Origin of the sequence: Nostoc sp., from assembly GCF_036917755.1 — a bacterium.
Classification (GTDB): Bacteria; Cyanobacteriota; Cyanobacteriia; order Cyanobacteriales; family Nostocaceae; genus Nostoc.
Genome location: NZ_JBALFC010000106.1, coordinates 1 through 17,145, shown reverse-complemented (window position 1 = coordinate 17,145; position 17,145 = coordinate 1). Strand labels below are relative to the sequence as shown.

The 17,145-nt window shown below is 41.3% G+C and carries 18 protein-coding genes and 1 pseudogene; 11 read left to right on the top strand and 8 right to left on the bottom strand.

Annotation, left to right across the window (positions count from 1 at the left end):
• Window positions 1-57 precede the first annotated feature (57 nt).
• The 6 genes from V7L05_RS22290 (at window position 58) to V7L05_RS22265 (ending at window position 6,542) form a co-directional block, all read left to right on the top strand.
• Complete coding sequence (locus V7L05_RS22290) at window positions 58-1,206, top strand: glycosyltransferase family 4 protein (RefSeq protein ID WP_334952318.1); 1,149 nt, start codon at window positions 58-60, stop codon at window positions 1,204-1,206.
• Window positions 1,207-2,004: 798 nt separating this feature from the next.
• Window positions 2,005-3,276 carry a glycosyltransferase family 4 protein gene (locus V7L05_RS22285; RefSeq protein WP_335167205.1) on the top strand — a complete coding sequence of 424 codons (1,272 nt, stop codon included), beginning with the start codon at window positions 2,005-2,007 and terminating at the stop codon, window positions 3,274-3,276.
• A gap of 460 nt (window positions 3,277-3,736) precedes the next feature.
• Window positions 3,737-4,195, top strand: a complete 459-nt coding sequence (gene rsfS / locus V7L05_RS22280; protein ID WP_335167203.1) for a ribosome silencing factor — start codon at window positions 3,737-3,739, stop codon at window positions 4,193-4,195.
• Entirely contained in the window at window positions 4,192-4,692 is a 501-nt protein-coding gene (locus tag V7L05_RS22275; protein WP_335167201.1) for a CGLD27 family protein, read from the top strand. Before rsfS ends, V7L05_RS22275 begins: the two co-directional genes overlap by 4 nt.
• An 80-nt stretch (window positions 4,693-4,772) precedes the next feature.
• Window positions 4,773-5,726, top strand: a complete 954-nt coding sequence (locus tag V7L05_RS22270; protein WP_335167199.1) for an asparaginase — start codon at window positions 4,773-4,775, stop codon at window positions 5,724-5,726.
• A 438-nt stretch (window positions 5,727-6,164) separates the two neighbouring features.
• A complete protein-coding gene (locus tag V7L05_RS22265; RefSeq protein WP_335167197.1) occupies window positions 6,165-6,542 on the top strand; it encodes a group I intron-associated PD-(D/E)XK endonuclease in 378 nt (125 codons plus the stop codon).
• Here the strand turns inward: V7L05_RS22265 and V7L05_RS22260 are convergent.
• Window positions 6,481-6,750, bottom strand: coding sequence for a hypothetical protein (locus V7L05_RS22260; protein WP_335167195.1), 270 nt, complete (start codon window positions 6,748-6,750; stop codon window positions 6,481-6,483). The two genes, V7L05_RS22265 and V7L05_RS22260, sit on opposite strands and share 62 nt — an antisense overlap.
• Before the next feature lie 244 nt (window positions 6,751-6,994).
• Here V7L05_RS22260 and V7L05_RS22255 point away from each other — a divergent pair, with 244 nt between their 5' ends.
• Complete coding sequence (locus tag V7L05_RS22255) at window positions 6,995-8,440, top strand: YcjF family protein (RefSeq protein ID WP_335167193.1); 1,446 nt, start codon at window positions 6,995-6,997, stop codon at window positions 8,438-8,440.
• 183 nt (window positions 8,441-8,623) lie between these two features.
• Here V7L05_RS22255 and V7L05_RS22250 read toward each other — a convergent pair.
• Window positions 8,624-10,106: pseudogene (locus V7L05_RS22250) on the bottom strand (IS5 family transposase).
• Window positions 10,107-10,702: 596 nt separating this feature from the next.
• Window positions 10,703-11,752, bottom strand: a complete 1,050-nt coding sequence (locus tag V7L05_RS22240; protein ID WP_335167191.1) for an anti-sigma factor antagonist — start codon at window positions 11,750-11,752, stop codon at window positions 10,703-10,705.
• Window positions 11,753-11,950: 198 nt separating this feature from the next.
• On the opposite strand from V7L05_RS22240, the gene V7L05_RS22235 reads away from it, so the two are divergent.
• The gene (locus V7L05_RS22235; RefSeq protein ID WP_335167405.1) at window positions 11,951-12,748 is read left to right on the top strand and encodes a 7-carboxy-7-deazaguanine synthase QueE; all 798 of its coding nucleotides are present in this window, start codon (window positions 11,951-11,953) and stop codon (window positions 12,746-12,748) included.
• Between the two features lie 313 nt (window positions 12,749-13,061).
• On the opposite strand, the gene V7L05_RS22230 is transcribed toward V7L05_RS22235, so the two are convergent.
• From V7L05_RS22230 to V7L05_RS22220, 3 genes are all read right to left on the bottom strand, one after another.
• Window positions 13,062-13,706: a DUF3318 domain-containing protein gene (locus V7L05_RS22230; RefSeq protein WP_335167188.1), complete on the bottom strand. Its 645-nt coding sequence runs from the start codon at window positions 13,704-13,706 to the stop codon at window positions 13,062-13,064.
• A gap of 79 nt (window positions 13,707-13,785) precedes the next feature.
• Window positions 13,786-14,343, bottom strand: coding sequence for a hypothetical protein (locus V7L05_RS22225; protein WP_335167186.1), 558 nt, complete (start codon window positions 14,341-14,343; stop codon window positions 13,786-13,788).
• 52 nt (window positions 14,344-14,395) lie between these two features.
• Window positions 14,396-14,593 (bottom strand): hypothetical protein, encoded by a 198-nt coding sequence (locus tag V7L05_RS22220; protein ID WP_335167184.1) that lies wholly within the window; start codon window positions 14,591-14,593, stop codon window positions 14,396-14,398.
• A gap of 102 nt (window positions 14,594-14,695) precedes the next feature.
• Here V7L05_RS22220 and V7L05_RS22215 point away from each other — a divergent pair, with 102 nt between their 5' ends.
• On the top strand, window positions 14,696-15,004 hold the full coding sequence (locus tag V7L05_RS22215; protein WP_335167182.1) for a XisH family protein: 309 nt from the start codon (window positions 14,696-14,698) through the stop codon (window positions 15,002-15,004).
• Between the two features lie 95 nt (window positions 15,005-15,099).
• Window positions 15,100-15,432, top strand: coding sequence for a XisI protein (locus tag V7L05_RS22210; RefSeq protein ID WP_335167180.1), 333 nt, complete (start codon window positions 15,100-15,102; stop codon window positions 15,430-15,432).
• A gap of 45 nt (window positions 15,433-15,477) precedes the next feature.
• Here V7L05_RS22210 and V7L05_RS22205 read toward each other — a convergent pair whose 3' ends face one another.
• Both V7L05_RS22205 and V7L05_RS22200 read right to left on the bottom strand, forming a co-directional pair.
• A complete protein-coding gene (locus tag V7L05_RS22205; RefSeq protein WP_335167178.1) occupies window positions 15,478-15,909 on the bottom strand; it encodes an HNH endonuclease in 432 nt (143 codons plus the stop codon).
• A gap of 5 nt (window positions 15,910-15,914) precedes the next feature.
• On the bottom strand, window positions 15,915-16,277 hold the full coding sequence (locus V7L05_RS22200; protein WP_335167176.1) for a hypothetical protein: 363 nt from the start codon (window positions 16,275-16,277) through the stop codon (window positions 15,915-15,917).
• A 413-nt stretch (window positions 16,278-16,690) separates the two neighbouring features.
• On the opposite strand from V7L05_RS22200, the gene V7L05_RS22195 reads away from it, so the two are divergent.
• Window positions 16,691-17,143: a DUF6932 family protein gene (locus V7L05_RS22195; protein ID WP_335167174.1), complete on the top strand. Its 453-nt coding sequence runs from the start codon at window positions 16,691-16,693 to the stop codon at window positions 17,141-17,143.
• Window positions 17,144-17,145: the final 2 nt, after the last annotated feature.

Here is a 17,145-nt window from a genome sequence, read left to right as displayed (position 1 = left end):
TCACAAAAAATACACAAGTAATATATCAAACCCGCTTTTCTTACAGCTAAATAAAGAATGCGTATAGCCTGGATTGGAAAAAAATCGCCCTTTTGCGGCAATGTCACCTACAGTCGAGAAATTACAAATGCCTTGCTAGATAGGGGACATCAAGTTAGCTTTCTTCACTTCGCCCAAGAAGAGTCTGAACCTGACAACTGGCCAAATCTTCGAGAGGTTTCCCTGCCTTTCATTTACAAGTCGCAGGTTTACACAATTCCCACTTTTAAAGCGACCAAAGTTTTAACCGATTCGCTGCGGAAAATCAAGCCAGATATAGTTCATGCTTCCTTGACGCTATCTCCTCTAGACTTTTTTCTACCGGAAATCTGTGAGGAACTGAGGTTGCCCCTAATTGCCACTTTTCACACACCCTTTGCTGGCAAAGGGGCAAAGCTGATATCGGGAACACAACTTTTGGCATATCAGCTCTATGCACCTTTTTTAGTTAACTACGATCGCGTGATTGTATTTTCCCAGATTCAGCGAGAATTATTGGCAGGGATGGGTGTGAGGAAAGAAAATATTGCCGTAATTCCCAACGGTGTTGATACCGCTAAGTATTCTCCAGGACTTTCTCAAGTCAAAACAGAATTTAAAGCCGAACGCTTGTTTGTCTACCAGGGTCGCATAGCCCCAGAGAAAAATGTCGAAGCCCTCCTCCGGGCTTGGAAGCAGTCTGCAATGGAACCTGGTACTAAGTTATTGATTGTTGGCGACGGCCCTTTGAAGTCTTCTTTAGAGCCGTTTTTTGGTTCAGAATACGGCATTATCTGGTTGGGATTTGTCGCCGATGAAGACCGACGCATCGAAATTTTGCGGGGCGCAGATGTATTTGTTTTACCTTCATTGGTAGAGGGTTTGTCCCTATCTCTGTTAGAAGCAATGGCGTGTGGGTTGGCTTGTTTGGCCACAGATGTGGGTGCAGATGGAGAAGTATTGGAAAAGGGCGCAGGTGTAGTTATTAATACCAAAACGGCGCGATCGCAATTAAGAACCCTCTTGCCAGTGTTCCAAGACCATCCAGAGTTAACAACCTTACTGGGGCAAAAAGCCAGACAGCGCGTATTAGAACGCTATACCCTTAGTAAAAATATTACTCTGCTGGAAGAACTTTATAAAGAAGTTTTAGCACAGCGACCTCTACCACTAAGTCGTAGAGCGTAGGCAAAGGGAAGAAGTGCGATGTCTAGGTTGGGCTGCGCCTACGGATTTTTACGCTTATCCCTGTTCTCCAGATGCATCAAGTGCAGTTTAGTTTTTCTTCCTCGCATCAAGCAACACGTAAAATATGATTTTTCCAAGGAAAATATACCTCAGTTAGTAACTTTTGATTACCAACTATTATTCGTATATCCTTGAGAAAATTGTTTCGGAAACAATGATAAGAATTCTTTCTCTATCTGGGATATACCTCCATCATCATACGCGTATTCTGGCAACACTAGATTGATAACCTGCCGTAAATAGCGGTATGCAGCTATGCCATGAATGAGGAAAAATTTCATTAACATAATGGTTTTAAAACCTAAATATAGGAATCCTGAACCAGTAAAAAAGAAGAAAATACGAGAGCGATCGCTCATTCAATAACTACTATAGCGGTGTGCAGTTGAGTGAGACACAAAAACTTTGCTGAAATGATTTTACAGCAAGGACTTTGGTGTTTTCATCCAATCAATAACCGCTATCTTGTCAAATAGTCTTAATTAATATCGGAAGACTTAGAGTTTCTACTTACGTACCAATCATAAATGTACATTTGAAATGCTGCTTAAATAGTCAAAAAAATTCACAGTTTCTCTAAGTATCTAATATTAAAGTTTACTCAATCTTTAAGGAAAATACCTGACATAAAAACAGTCTGAAGCGACAATTAGATATAGAGGTTTCCAAGCTCCAAATCATGTTTAAGACAAATATTTGTCATTAAATAAAAAACCGGGGTACTTCGGACTAATTTATATGCGAATTTTAATTTACTCCTACAACTACTATCCAGAGCCAATTGGTATTGCCCCACTGATGACTGAACTAGCAGAGGGACTAGTGAAGCGTGGGCATGAAGTCCGCGTAGTCACCGCCATGCCCAACTACCCTGAGCGTCAAATTTACCAGGAATATCGGGGCAAGTGGTATCTCAACGAATACAAAAATGGCGTTCAAATTCAACGCAGTTACGTTTGGATTCGTCCACAACCCAACCTATTAGATCGAGTATTACTAGATGCTAGTTTTGTTGTCACTAGTTTTGTGCCCGCCCTCATCGGTTGGCGTCCAGATGTTATTCTCTCAACATCGCCATCCTTGCCAAGTTGTGTACCAGTTGCTCTTTTAGCATGGTTACGTGCTTGTCCTGTGATCTTAAATCTACAAGATATATTACCAGAAGCAGCCGTCCATGTCGGTCTATTGAAAAATAAATTGCTCATCCAGTTGTTTACATTATTAGAAAAATTTGCCTACCATAGTGCCAGCAAAATTAGCGTCATCGCCGATGGGTTTGTAGACAATTTGCGCTCTAAGGGCGTAAAAGCTGACAAAATTGTGCAAATTCCCAACTGGGTTGATGTAAATTTTATCCGCCCTTTGCCTAAAAAAGATAACCCTTTCCGCGTAGCACATAATCTCAATGGGAAATTTGTAGTACTTTATTCTGGTAACATTGCCCTAACCCAAGGCTTAGAAAGCGTCGTTAAAGCTGCTTCTTTGTTGCGCCATATCCCAGATATTGTTTTTGTGATCGTTGGAGAGGCAAAAGGTTTACAGCGATTGCAACAGGAATGTCTAGACTGCGGCGCAGATAATGTTTTGCTACTGCCATTTCAACCCCGCAAATATTTGCCACAAATGTTGGCAGCTGCCGATGTTGGCTTGGTAGTGCAAAAGAAAAATATTGTATCCTTCAATATGCCGTCAAAAATTCAAGTGCTACTTGCCAGTGGTCGGGCTTTGGTTGCCTCTGTCCCTGACAATGGTACAGCAGCAAAAGCCATCAGACAAAGTGGCGGCGGAGTTGTTGTTCCTCCAGAAGATCCCCAAGCTTTAGCAATGGCAATTTTAGATTTGTCCCAAAACCCCGAAAAAGTCAAAACTCTGGGTTATAAAAGTCGCCAATATGCGGTTGAACACTATGCTTTTGAGCAAGCTTTAAATCAGTATGAGTCGTTGTGTTACTCATTGACGGCAAATCGTGGAGCAATTCAGTCCACAAGAGTTACAAAACAAGAAGTTTAATCTCCACAGCAGAGTTACATCCTATGCCTAAATCTAGGTATAATTGCGTACACAATAATGGCAATTATGCCGTCAAATCTAGGTAGTAGGAGATTTTGAGACTAAAAATCCCACGGCTTCACTTCATTCAATTCGTGGGTAATTAGTTAATTGATTTATGGCTGCACAATAACATTTGCGACTGTTGATTGAGGATGTCGAAATCTAAACAGCCAATTATCAAATTAGTACAGCACGGCGTAAATAAACCACCCATTCCAAATCAATAAAATGCTTACGCTGTATACCTGTTTGAATTTTGAATGAGTGAATTTTGAATTCAGCCTTGCGGTACTAGCCCCATAGACACCTGTTTTTTTGTTAGTATTCAAAAAAACCTATTGACACATTTTCAGATCAATTGTTTGTTGTTTGTCAGTAAATGTAAACAATTGTTTCAAAAGAAAGCACCTGAGGTTTAATGACTGATTATTTCCAAGGAAATTTCCCATTACAATCTGTCCCACTGACGAAGAGTGTGGTCAAGAGCTACGCCCAAACCGAAGAAGCGAGCGAAAAATTAGCTGCAACGATCGCAGAAGCGGCATCAGACCGCAAAGCGGGTGAGATTGTATTGCTCAAAGTAGCAGAGGTATCTTACCTGGCTGATTACTTTGTGATCATGACTGGCTATTCTAGGGTACAAGTAAGGGCGATCACTCAAGCAATTGAAGGAAAAGTCGAAACTGAGTTGCAACGGCGTCCCTTAAGGACAGAAGGAAAAGCCGAGGGGAGTTGGGTACTACAAGACTACGGTGATGTGATCGTTCACATCATGACGCCCAAGGAACGGGAGTTTTATAATTTAGAAGCGTTCTGGATTCATGCAGAGCGTATTTCCCTTCCAGAATCTGATGAGGGTGAAAGTAAGCCAACATGATTAGGTCTTCGGTTTCAAATTGCCCAGTTCCTACAGACCAACAACCCCTGAATGAATACGAAGAGTTAAAAACTTCCTGGCTTTTTCGTGATAGCACTCTAAATTGGCGCGAGTATATCACGAAAATTGTTTGGATTTGGGGTTTATCTTGGCTGTTAGCAGCACCGATAGCTGCGGCAAGTTTTCCTCCTCACAAGTATATTGCACATTTTATCCTCTGTGGTGCAGCCGGAGCGAGTGTTGGGGTAGTACTAGCACTGGTAAGGTTATACTTAGGCTGGTTCTACGTGTGCGATCGCCTTTGCAGTCCCACAGTCTTTTATGAAGAGTCAGGCTGGTATGATGGTCAAACTTGGACGAAGCCACAGGAACTCCTCAACCGCGATCGCTTAATTGTTGCATACGAAATCAAACCCATTCTGCGGCGGTTACAATTTACCTTTGCTGGCTTGGCGGGAATGTACGTTACTGGTACTATAGTTTGGCATTTGTTTTAAAGAGTCATTGGTCATTAGTCATTAGCTAAGGACTAATGACCAATGACCAATTAATTAAAAAAGGTAATAAATATTAACCCATGACAATGGGAAAACGAACTCAAGCCACAGCACTGGAAGTCCGGCTGCTGCGGGAAGGTATTATTGAATCCAGGCATATAGTCCAAGCTGTTGTATGCGACGAACGAGGACGGGTTCTAACCGTTGCCGGAAATTCTGAAACTGCTGCATTTATCCGTTCAGCCCTCAAACCATTTCAGGCACTCGCAGTCACCACCACAGGTACACTAGAACGCTATCACCTCAGCGATCGCGACTTAGCAATTATCACGAGTTCCCACAAAGGAACAATAGAGCAAGTCCGACAAGTATTTAACATCCTTTGGCGGGCTGATCTCGACCCAACTGTACTCCAATGTCCAATTACTGAAGGCAAGCGGAGTCCTCTGGAATACAATTGCTCTGGTAAACATGCGGGAATGTTAGCTGTTTGTCAGCAACGCCATTGGCCCTTGAATAACTACTTGGAACGCAAGCACCCAATACAGCAATTAATTTTGGGCAAAGTAGCAGAGTTGCTGCGAATGCCAGCTGAGGAGTTTATCAGCGCTCATGATGACTGTGGCGCACCAACTTATCTGATGCAACTCGGTCACATGGCATCTTTGTATGCGCTGTTAGCCTCTAGTACAAATTTGGATCTGGAGCGCATTGTCCGTGCTATGACTCATCACCCCTCGATGGTAGCAGGAGATGGAGAATTTGATACGGAACTGATGCGTTTAGCTCCAGGAGAACTGGTCAGCAAATCTGGTGCAGAAGGAGTGCAGTGCATTGGTAGACTCGGTGAAGGTATGGGATTGGCAATCAAAGTCATGGATGGGGCAAAACGGGCAAAACATGCGGTTGCTATTCACTTACTCCAGCAAATGGGTTGGATTAGTCCCAGTGCCGCACAAAGCCTCTCAGAAAAGTTTGTCACCTTGGGAAAATACAAGCGTTTAGAAGTAATTGGAGAATTATCATTTTTGTAGTTGCCAAACTCTTGAATATAGGTTATGCTATAAAAGTCAAGAGCGACGCGGGATAGAGCAGCCTGGTAGCTCGTCGGGCTCAACGGGCAAAGTTAACTAGACGCTTATTAGTTAAGTTTGCTATGGGCGGCATATAAAGAAACTGATATGCGTTTATCTGTCAAACTCGGGGAAGCCAATAGCGCGGTAATCCCGAACCAAGCTCCAGAAATGGAGAAGGTGTAGAGACTGGAAGGCAGACACCCTAACGGTAACGCCGAGGGTGAAGGGACAGTCCAGACCACAAACTGGTTAATCCAGGCAACGAAAGTTGTAGTTGGTAAGCATAACCCGAAGGTCAGTGGTTCAAATCCACTTCCCGCCACCAAATTAAAACAAAACCCCGGAATTTGAAAGGATTCCGGGGTTTTGTTTTAATTAATTATTTTTATTTTGCATATGGATACAAAGCTTAGAGGAGACATCGCAGAACAAGCAGCTATTCTTCATGCCTTAAAGCGTGGTTGGGGAGTTTTGAAACCTGTTGGTGATAGACTACCTTATGACTTAGTATTTGATGTTGAGGGAACTCTAGTTAAAATTCAAGTCAAATATGCTTGGTTTGATGAAGCTTCTCTTAATTATGTTGTAGATAATCGCCGCACTAAAACCAATCGGCGACAAATGCTTCGAGAAGCGTATAAGCCAGCAGACTTTAATTTTGCTTTAGTTTATATAGAAAATCTTGACCTATTTTATAACAAGAATTCAGAACTCAGGAGTCAGAATTCAGAATTTCAAAAAAGTCCATTGTATCTCCTAATTTACCAGCTTTAAATTGCTGATAAAAACTGCTTGATGACATATTATATTGTGCTTCAAATGTTTTTAAGCGGTTCTCTAAGTCTGATATATTTTTATGAATTGACTGAGGAACTTTAAAAGATGGCGTTGCGGCAGTAATTTTTGTTTCTAAAAGTTGGCGTTCTTCTTCAGATAAGGATAAAATAATCTCAGCTATACATTCAACCAGTTTTATATTCATATTTATTTCTCCTGTATATCTTAAACTCTTGGGATAACTCAATATTAGCTTAGTAAAGATTTACGTAGAATTGTAGCGTTTTATGTTGAATTAGGTTGACCTACTGATCATTGTGATGGTTGGGAGTTAATCTCACAAGCATCTATTAGGTAAAGAAAGTTGTGTTCGATCGCCTGTTCAATTCGGAGAAGCAGATTTTTGATCTATTCTGGAAGATATAGCCATCCAAAAAGCGCGGAGAATAATGGTTGTGAAGTTGCAGCGACCAATTTTAGTGGGAGGATTGGGACTGTCCTTTTCCCTGTGGATGTTGGACAGTTGGCACGATTCTATAGTGCAGGTGGGTGAGTTTGGTTTGTTGAGTGCTTTAGCGGTTGGTGGGGGTTTGTGGTTATTCCAACAAAATCGCCCGAAAAACAGTTTAGAGCAGCTAGATGGTATGCTCGTTGATCGGGCGACTGTGGAAAGTGCGATCGCTATTGCTGAAACTGTAATAAATCAACTAGCACAAGAAGCAGAAAACCATCGGGCGTTAGAGACACTCAGAGAACAAGTTGCCCAATTGTTGTTGGAATTAGACAGACAAGAAATTAAAGTGGCTGTGACTGGCGGTAAATCCGTGGGTAAAAGCACTTTAATTCAAGTCCTAAAGCCAAATGTCGAGACACAAAATTTAGTGTCTTTACAAGAGACAGCACCTTTGTTTAGAGAAGCGAGTGAGAATTCAGATGCAGCTGTTTTAGCAGAAGTAGCAAAATCAGATTTTGTTCTATTCCTGACAAATGGTGATTTGACGGACTCAGAATTTCAAACCTTACAGCAGCTAAAGGCAGCAAATCAGGCCACAATGCTGGTTTTCAACAAACAAGACCAGTATTTAGCCGATGAAAGCGCCAGCGTCTTGCTGTCATTGAAACAGCGAATGCAGGGAAATGTAGTTGCAACTGCGGCCTCTCCCATTGCTATCAAAGTCCGAAAGCATGAGGCTGATGGTGCTGTGCAAGAGTGGATGGAACAACCAGCACCGGATATCCAGCAGTTGACGCAGCAGTTGGGTGAAGTTTTGGCACAGCAAGGACAACGGCTAGTTTGGGTAACTACCATGAGGAAAGCCGGGTTGTTGAAAGCTGAGGCGAAAAACTGGCTGAATGGAACTAGATGCGATCGCGCCACCCCAATTATTGAACAATATCAGTGGATAGCTGCTGCCGCGGCCTTTGCTAACCCAGTACCAGCCCTTGATATTCTAGCGACTGCGGCAATTAATGCTCAAATGGTAATGGATTTGGGTAATATCTATCAGCAGAAATTTTCCCTAGAACAGGCACAAACTGTCGCTGGAACAATGGGAAGTTTGATGCTGAAATTGGGTTTAGTTGAACTTTCTACAAAGGCGATTAGTACTGTTCTGAAAAGTAATGCCGTTACCTTTGTTGCTGGTGGGGTAGTGCAGGGAGTAAGTGCAGCTTATCTGACTAGAGTAGCAGGGTTAAGTCTAGTTGAGTATTTCCAACAGCAGGAAATAGCAATAGATTCTGGGACTGGTTTAAATTTGGAGAATTTGCGGCAAACCTTGCAAAAGGTGTTTGGGCAAAATCAGCAAATGGCTTTTCTGCAAGGGTTTGTTAAGCAAGGCATGAAGCGTTTGTTGCCAGAAGCACAGCAGGTTGAATTAGTTGGTGTTGAGTAAGGTTGTGGGTTAAGTTCACGCAGAGGCGCAGAGTTTTTCTTTGCGCCTTTGCATTAGGCTGAAAAATATATATGATAATCGTTGCGACTCCTGTCTTGATGATAGGTAGGGGTTGCTGAAAAAGTGATAAAAAAGCCAGAGAAGGATTAATTAGTTATTCAAGCAAGGAGCAGACATAAGTTTTTATTGACTGCAAGCAGCAAAACTATAATTTTTGATAATATTAAGTCGCAAAAAAGGTGTGTTTTTCAAAAATAGACATAAAAAAGCACTCAACAAGCGTGACAGATAAATAGACAGATTCATCACTAAAAAAGTCATAGCAATTGCAGTTTCAGAAGTATGAGAAAGTTTAGCCATCACTCTACCCAGGCTGAATCTTCTTTTCCCTTGTCCGAACTTTCCCTCAATAGAATTACGAATTCTTTCATCTTCTAAAGCTTGCTTCTTTTTTTGTTTACTAATATTAGCTGGCGGTCTACCTAAAGGGGAACCACTAATTCTAATACCTCGTTCTTTGCACCAAGCTCGATTCTCCCTTGTGCGATAAATTTTATCAACATGAACGGATTCTGGATAATAACCAGTGTAGCTTTTAAATGATTCTACTTGTGCTTTTAAGTCTCCTGATTCATTAAAATTATCCCAACTAATATGGTCTAAAAATACAAATCCATCAAAGCAGCTAGCCGACAATTTTGCGCCAAATTCCACAGCTTTACCAGCTTTTCCTCGAACAATTGGACGGATATGTGGTTGGCTTAAACTTACAATACGGTCATCAATACTCTGCTTTTTATTTTCATACAACCATAGTTGTTGACGAGAAACTTCTGCGACTACTAGCAACATCTTATATTGCCTATTACTTAAACTTGAAAGAGTTGCACCTGATCTGATTAGCTGGTCAATATGAGATAAGTTTCTTTTAATATATTGAAGCTGTTTTTTTATGGCTTTCCTTCTTTCTTGTTGTGATACGCGACGCTTATTCGCTACTTCTAGGTAGTCTTTTCTCGCTTTTTCTCTATAGGTTCTTGGTTTTTTATTTAATTCTCCCAACACCAGCTCAAACAGAAAGTCTATAATTTTTTCTGTCTGTTTTCTGGCTTGATTTAGTAGCCCTAAATCTGTTGGATAGCTGATATCACCTGGCGCACAAGTGGCATCTAATATCAATTTTCCACGATTTTTTGGCGGACTACCTTCTTTTACTGGTTCTGATGTTTTTTTTCAGTTGCTAAAGTCGAAGAGGTTGACTCTAGCATCTTCGTCACCATTGTTTGATTCAATTTATTGACTAGCTCGGCACTGATTCTTTCACGAAAATGAACTAACATTGATGGATCAAATGGAGTTTCATTACTATAAGAAGACATCCCTATGAAATACTGTAGATAAGGGTTCTCCTTAATTTGTTCTACTGTTTCTCTGTCGCTTATCCCACGTTTAATTCTTTAATTATTAATGCTCCTAATGCCATCCTAAATGGCTTTGCTGGCGCTCGCATCTTTATAGAGAATTCGTCAGAATATTCGTCTTCAAATTCTGCCCAGGGTATTAAAGATGCCAGAACTACCCAACGATTATCTGATGATAACTTGCCTTCAAAAGTCAGTTCAAAGCTCTCTGGTGAGATTGGATTTTGCCCCTGTTTGCGGTACATAGTTACAAACAGCACACTTTTGTACTGATGGTCGCGGTGATGCAAGCATTTTGGGCTATTCTACCCTCAAGTCTTGCACCTAAATATACTTCTTTGGTCAGATAATCTATATACTGTAAGCTTCTCTTTCTTTTTCAGCAACCCCTAATTATTTGGTATTGTTTAAAGTCTAATGTAGCTTGGGGAGCAATAACACCAAAACGTCCTAGTACTGAGTGGTTTATTTATCCTGATAGATAGGGGATCATCAAAGATCAGCGTAAAAGTTATATATCAGGTGAAATTTATTACATTTATCCATCTTATTGTGTGCCAGTTGAAAGAATCATCAATAAAGACCAAGTTATTGAATATATTAAACAATTATCCAGTCTTTAATTTAGAATGCGCGATCGCCTTTGTATTTTCTCCTTTTTTGGTGATTCAGGTTTCCTAGATTTAGATTTTGAAATCAGCGATTTTAACATTGTTTATGTCAAAGACATCTTCTTACAATTCATGCCACTAAAATGTACCCAAGCCTATTTTAGGCTTGGGTACATCCAATAATTATCGTGATTGCGAGTTACCAAAAAATTGTGAATAAGGGTAATTAGCTAAACAGCGCCACTGTTTCTATTAAATAGAATAGCTATAGTTTTGAAAATTAGCTTTAAATCGTACACCAAACTCCAATTTTTTTGATACTGCAAATCCAGGCGAATTACATCTTCAAAACTACGGACTGTAGAACGTCCATTTACTTGCCATTCGCCAGTCATACCCGGTTTAACATCGAAACGTTGCCACTCCGGTACTTCGTAGCGTTCCACTTCATCAGGTGTGGGTGGTCGAGTGCCTACTAAACTCATTTCTCCTTTGAGGACATTCCAAAATTGGGGTAGTTCATCGAAACTAGTTCGCCGTAAAAAGCGCCCGATCTTAGTAACTCTGGGGTCATTCTCATTCTTGAAAAAAGCACCTTGCACTTGGTTTTTAACTTCGGATTTCTTCGCTTCCGCATCCACACACATGGAGCGGAATTTCCAAATCTTAAACTGCTTCCCCATCCAACCACAACGGGTTTGACTAAAGAAAATGGGACCAGGATCATTAATTTGAATAGCGATCGCAATCGGAATAAACAAAACTCCTGTAATTAATAAACCAATTACTGACCCGACAATGTCTAATAACCGTTTCATCCAAGATGCCACAGAAGGGTGAGTAGTGGGTAACTGCTCTACTCTACGGGAAGTTGTCTTCCGATTATCTACTAAGTCTTCTTGTTCTATTAGCGACCCATCGTCCACAGACTCAAGGGGAAAAACTTGATCCAATCCGGTGAGTTTTAGGACTGCCATTACTTGAGGTGTTACATTCCGCAGTGTGAATGTAATCCCTTTCGCCTGGGCGTATTTAAAATTACTGACCAGGGCACCTAAACCACTACTATCCATAAAAGTAGTTTGGTGAAAGTCAATGATGATTTGCTTAGGATGTGAATTCGGCTGGATTAAGCCTTGACAAGTTTGCTTAAAGCCTAAAGCCTCCAGCACGCTCAACCGCTTCGGCATCTGCACTATAGCCGTGTCGTTTAGGGAATTAACTGGAAAATCGACCTCTGTCGGTTGGCTAGTCATGAAGCTCTGCACTTTCGTTGCCATGTATAATGTAATCTGCCAAACATTATTTGTCCTCGAAAATTACTTAATCTAATATCAGAATCAGTAGTAATAAGGACTAATTGCTATTTACCGGGGCTGAGATTGGAGATCGCTAGCGACGATTCACAATAGAACAAGAAGCCAAAAAACATCCTTGCTGTTGTGCCGACGCAGCGCGATCGCGTTGTTTTGATCAAAATGATTGCTAAAACTACCGTTACACCTACTGCACGCCTGATTGAGGTCTTTTCTGCCATTCAAGGAGAAGGACTGAATGTAGGGACACGTCAGATTTTTATTCGTTTTGCTTTGTGTGATTTGCGCTGTCACTTTTGTGATAGTGCCCAGACTTGGAATGTACCTGCGACTTGTCGGATAGAGCGATCGCCTGGATTGCGCGACTTTGAAATCCACTCTAACCCTGTCCCATTACCAATATTAATGGAATGGGTGGAACGACAAAATCTACCTTGTCTACACGATAGCATTAGCTTAACGGGAGGTGAACCACTTCTTCATGCCCCATTTTTAACGCAGTTTCTACCCCAAGTCAGAGCCATAACAGATCTACCTATATACTTAGAAACTGGCGGACATCGCCCAGAACAACTAGCGATGATTCTCCCCTACTTAGACTCTGTTGGTATGGACTTCAAATTGCCCAGTGTTAGCGGGGAAAGTCATTGGCAAGAACATGCTAAATTTCTCCAATTATGTCATGACTCATATTTAAATGTTTTTGTCAAGATAATTGTGTCTCAAAACACAGATCCCGCCGAGTTGGAACGTTCAGCTTTGCTGGTGGCAGAGGTTAGTCCAGATATCTCAGTATTTTTACAACCTGTTACGCCTTTGGCAGTATCTGAACAATTTTCCCCAATCCCTGTGCTTGCGCCTTCGAGCGATCAAGTTTTGACATGGCAAGCTTTAATGAAGCGGTTTATCAAGCATGTGCGTGTGATCCCCCAGACGCATAAAATGCTGAACCAACTGTAAAATTTCAGTTTTACAAAGATGTCATCAAGAAAAAAGTAAGATTTTATGAGGTCATTGGGATGCTGCTAATCTGGGAGGCAGCAGCCCCCTCAGTAGGCATTCCCAGTCTGCGACTGAGAAGGAGGAAAACGTTTGAGGTGAAAGTCTGAAGGGATTTGTGCCACCAAAAAAAGTACCAGAATCAACGGCAAAGGCTGGACTAATACTTTTTGGTTTGGGTATCTTCTAATTAAAGCGGCGTTTCAAGTCTATTTAAAACTAATTTAGGTATTTTGTGGGGTGGGCAATACCCACCCAACCTAATTTCTGGTTTCTACAGTGAGTCCTCATCTGTGGTTTTGGATTTAGCTTTTGCCTTATTCGCACTGCGTTTGAGGGCAGAGAGCCTTGCTTCGTATCTCGACCGTTGGCGCTTACCAGGAGTATTGTCAATCAGGGTTTTCAAGGCGCTACCAAGACTCTTGTAGGCATTGGGGAGGCTATAACCAAAACGAGTTGCCAAAGCGATCGCTTTCTCATCAGCATTGAGCAATTCTTTTAGTTGCTTTTCCCCATTATTCTTTTGGTACAGTCGCCAGCCTGACACACCACACAGCGACAAAGCTAACACCAGCAGCAATCCATCTTGTACCCATAATTCGCCTACAGCACCACCTAAACCGATGGCTAGTGCTGCCATTTCCCAACCATCTTTAGGAATTGTGTCATTTTGAACGCGAGCAACTTCATGCCAGAACAGCAGATTACGCTGATCCATTGCGAGGGCATCCCATTTCACCAAGTCAATTTGAATTTCTACCTGGTCTTTACCAATTTCTTCGCAGCGGACCAGGGGTGGATTGACCTCAGTTGTGCCTTCAACCGTGACCCAGCTTTGCAATTCTGGCGGTAGTAAGCCTTTCAACCGCCGAAGTTCACTCATTTCCGCTTTGGCAGAGGAGGTTGCATATGATGTCATAATATCCAGCCCCAGAAAATTTCAGTGTATATAGTGAGGGTATCACTTTGGAGTATAGCTATTTAAGTGATGATCCGGCTCACTCGCTCTTAAAACTTCCTCGCTTTTTTCGCGCTTCCATTGCTTTTTCCAGTAAATCTAGCAATCCTGGGGCTTCTTCTTGGATGCTGAGTAACAGTCTTTCCCCAAGTTCTATATTCCCCGGATCAAGACCTGTGTCCATCACTTCTTTCAGGCGAGGTATCGCTATGCCATCCACAATCTGAATTAACCCACTCAGACAACGGTGAAATTGTCTTTCTGTGAGAATCGAGTCTTCCAAGGGGAACTCAATAATGGCACGGATTTCGCCATCTGATGGGTCATACTCCCATTGCAGCATTTTGGTTTCCCAGGAAATGGCAAGCATTGTCTGTAGGATAGCCGCCTTGTGAGGATGGTCTTGGATTCCTGCCAGAACTTGAGGGGCAAATACCCGAAAAAATTTTCCCTCTTCATCCAGTTGGACAACTATTAGAAAATCTTCTAGGTTATCAGCCTCCACACCTGTTATAATTCGTTCTTCTTCATCATCTAAACGGTAGTCCCAACCAAGGTTATCTAAATAGTTGGCAATCTGTTTGAGGTTAGCTCCCATAAAAGCCTCATAAGGAACGTGGAGCAGCTGTTAACAGACCTAGTTTAACCTGCTAGTGACAGTTGTTTGGGTTGGTGTAGATACTTCTCATCACATAGAAGTATGCAATTAGGGCATGGGGCATTGGGGAGCCAGCGCGGTCTTGGGGGTTTCCCCCATGAGCGACTGGCGTCATTGGGCATTGAAGATAGGAAAAACAGATGATTGTTCGGCGCTGTGAATGATATTTTCTTTTATGACTTTTGCTCATTATTAAAGAAGCGCACTTCAAATGGTTGTTTCGCTAGGTTGTCAATGTATTCTTGAAATGGAATTCTTAAATCAAGCACCGCCATAAATTGGAATTAAACCTGTGTCTGCTAAAGATGCTTTTCATACAGTTGTCAAAACAGCACTTGAAAAAGAAGGGTGGTTAATCACTCATGATCCTTATGCTCTCCAGGCGGGAACCCTTGAGCTATATGTTGATTTAGGAGCAGAAAAAGTTATTGCCGCCGAAAAACAAGGACAAAAAATAGCTGTTGAAATTAAAAGTTTTCTGAGTCCGTCAAAAATCACAGAGCTTTATGCTGCATTAGGACAATTTATCATTTACCGAATTGCTTTACAAAAACAAGAAGCAAATCGCACTTTATATTTAGCAGTTCCTAGTACTGTTTAGAATGAGTTTTTTATACTTCCATTTATACAATCTGTTATTAAAATTAATCAACTCTGTTTACTAATTTATAATATTGAACAGGAGGCGATATCAGAATGGCAAAGCTAGATGAATATCGACAATATATTAAGAACTTGCTTCAACAACACGCTAGCACTGTTTGGGATAATCGCATTCAAGCACAGACAATTTTTGATCCAGAACACGATCATTATCAATTAGTTTATGTAGGTTGGCGTGATCAAGACCGCATATATGGGCCTGTTCTTCATCTAGATATTATTGACGAGAAAATCTGGATTCAGCAAGATGGAACAGAGGTAGGAATTGCTAATGAATTGGTGGAATTAGGTGTCCCAAAAGAAGATATTGTTTTAGGTTTTCAGTTACCATCTGTGCGTAAATATACAGATTTTGCTGTTAGTTAATTGAATTTATTAAAAATAGCGATTGCTCTCTGATCTGCGGTTTGTTCAATCTTCTGGAGGATGCCAACCCGCAAGTACCCAATAACTACGAACTTCCAGTGCATCTGGATCATCACTCAAATGTAGAACTACAACAGTTGCTCTACCAGTCGCCGTTTTGCCAACAATACGTAGACCATCTTCACTCCAGCCAAAATGCTCTAACCAGACTTGAATACGAGGGTTAAATAGCCTTACAGTTTCGCTCGTCTCTGGATCAACCCCTGTAGTTTTATCACTTTTGTAGCGATTACACAAGGGACAAGCTAGCCATAAGTTTGATTCATCATTGCTACCACCTTTAGAGATGGGAATAATGTGTTCAATTTCCAAACGTGCCATTACCAAACGCTGAGGACTTAAACAATAGCCACAACGGTTTTGAGCATCTGTGCGGACACGACGTTCTATTTCTACAGAAATATAAAAGCGGACCATTGCTGTTAATTGAGGGCTGGTTTCAAGCCGCGTTCAACAGCCACTTTTAAGGCTCTTGCTTTACTTACTAAGCCACGTCGGTAGACCTGCATGAGTTCATCTAGTTGACGAACTTCTGCATCATTAAGCTGTCCCTCTCGGTGACGCGCTAACAATTCACTAAAAACCTCTTGCTGCTGAGTTTCCATCTGTATATCGCATAGAGCCAAAACCTGATCATCCGGTAATGACTCCATAGGTAGTTCGGTAATAGCGCGGTCAATCCATTCTAGTAATACATCTTCAAGTCGCCGATGCGTGAAAGCTGCGATTTCCTTTGCTTTTTGTGCCAGTGTTTCAGGGAGTTGAAGGGTGACAATTTCAGCCATTTTCTACCAGATTGCTTTTTACTTATGATTGTATCTGCGATCGCTCTCTTCTTTTGCTTCCCATCCTCTAGTTAAAAAAGTGCGATCGCTTCAATTAAAAAAATATCTCCACTTCAATAAAATTTACTACTCCTAATGGTATTTACAAGTGAAAATAATCAATTTCAATTTTATAACTTTGTGGTTCAAATACAATTAAATTAACAAAAATTAAGTTACCTTTTTCTACATTCTCTAAGGCTTTTAGGACTTACGCAAAATATCTCTCAAACTCTGATTTCTCCGTGCCGCGCCAGTTGCTACAAACTCCTCCACCCCCGCAACGCACTGGCTTCTTTGTGCCTCTGCGGTTCCTTATTCCGTAACTCGTGCGTAAGTCCTATCGATAATTAAGCTGTGTTAGGGTGTGAGAAATGATTCCAGAATTTGACGAAAGTGGTATTTTACCACCAGGGGTGCATTGGGCAGAATGGTCAGAATTTCAAGAAATATTTGGTACAAATTTGACTAGACAGCGCATGATAGACGGTCTGGAACTGGCAATGACGCAACTAAAAGCAGCTGGCTGTAGAACTATTTATATTGATGGTAGTTTCGTCACCAGTAAACAAAAACCTGGAGACTTCGATGCCTGTTGGGAGGACAATGGAGTTGATATAAATTACCTAGAATCTATTGCTCCTACTTTATTTAATTTTGCGCTGCGGCGTGCCGAACAAAAAATTAAGTACAAGGGTGAAATCTTTCCGTCAAATTATCCAGCTAATGATTCTGGTACAGCCTACATAGATTTTTTTCAATTTGATACCAGGACGAATACGCGCAAAGGAATTATTGCTATAGATTTACAAAGGTGGAAACCATGATG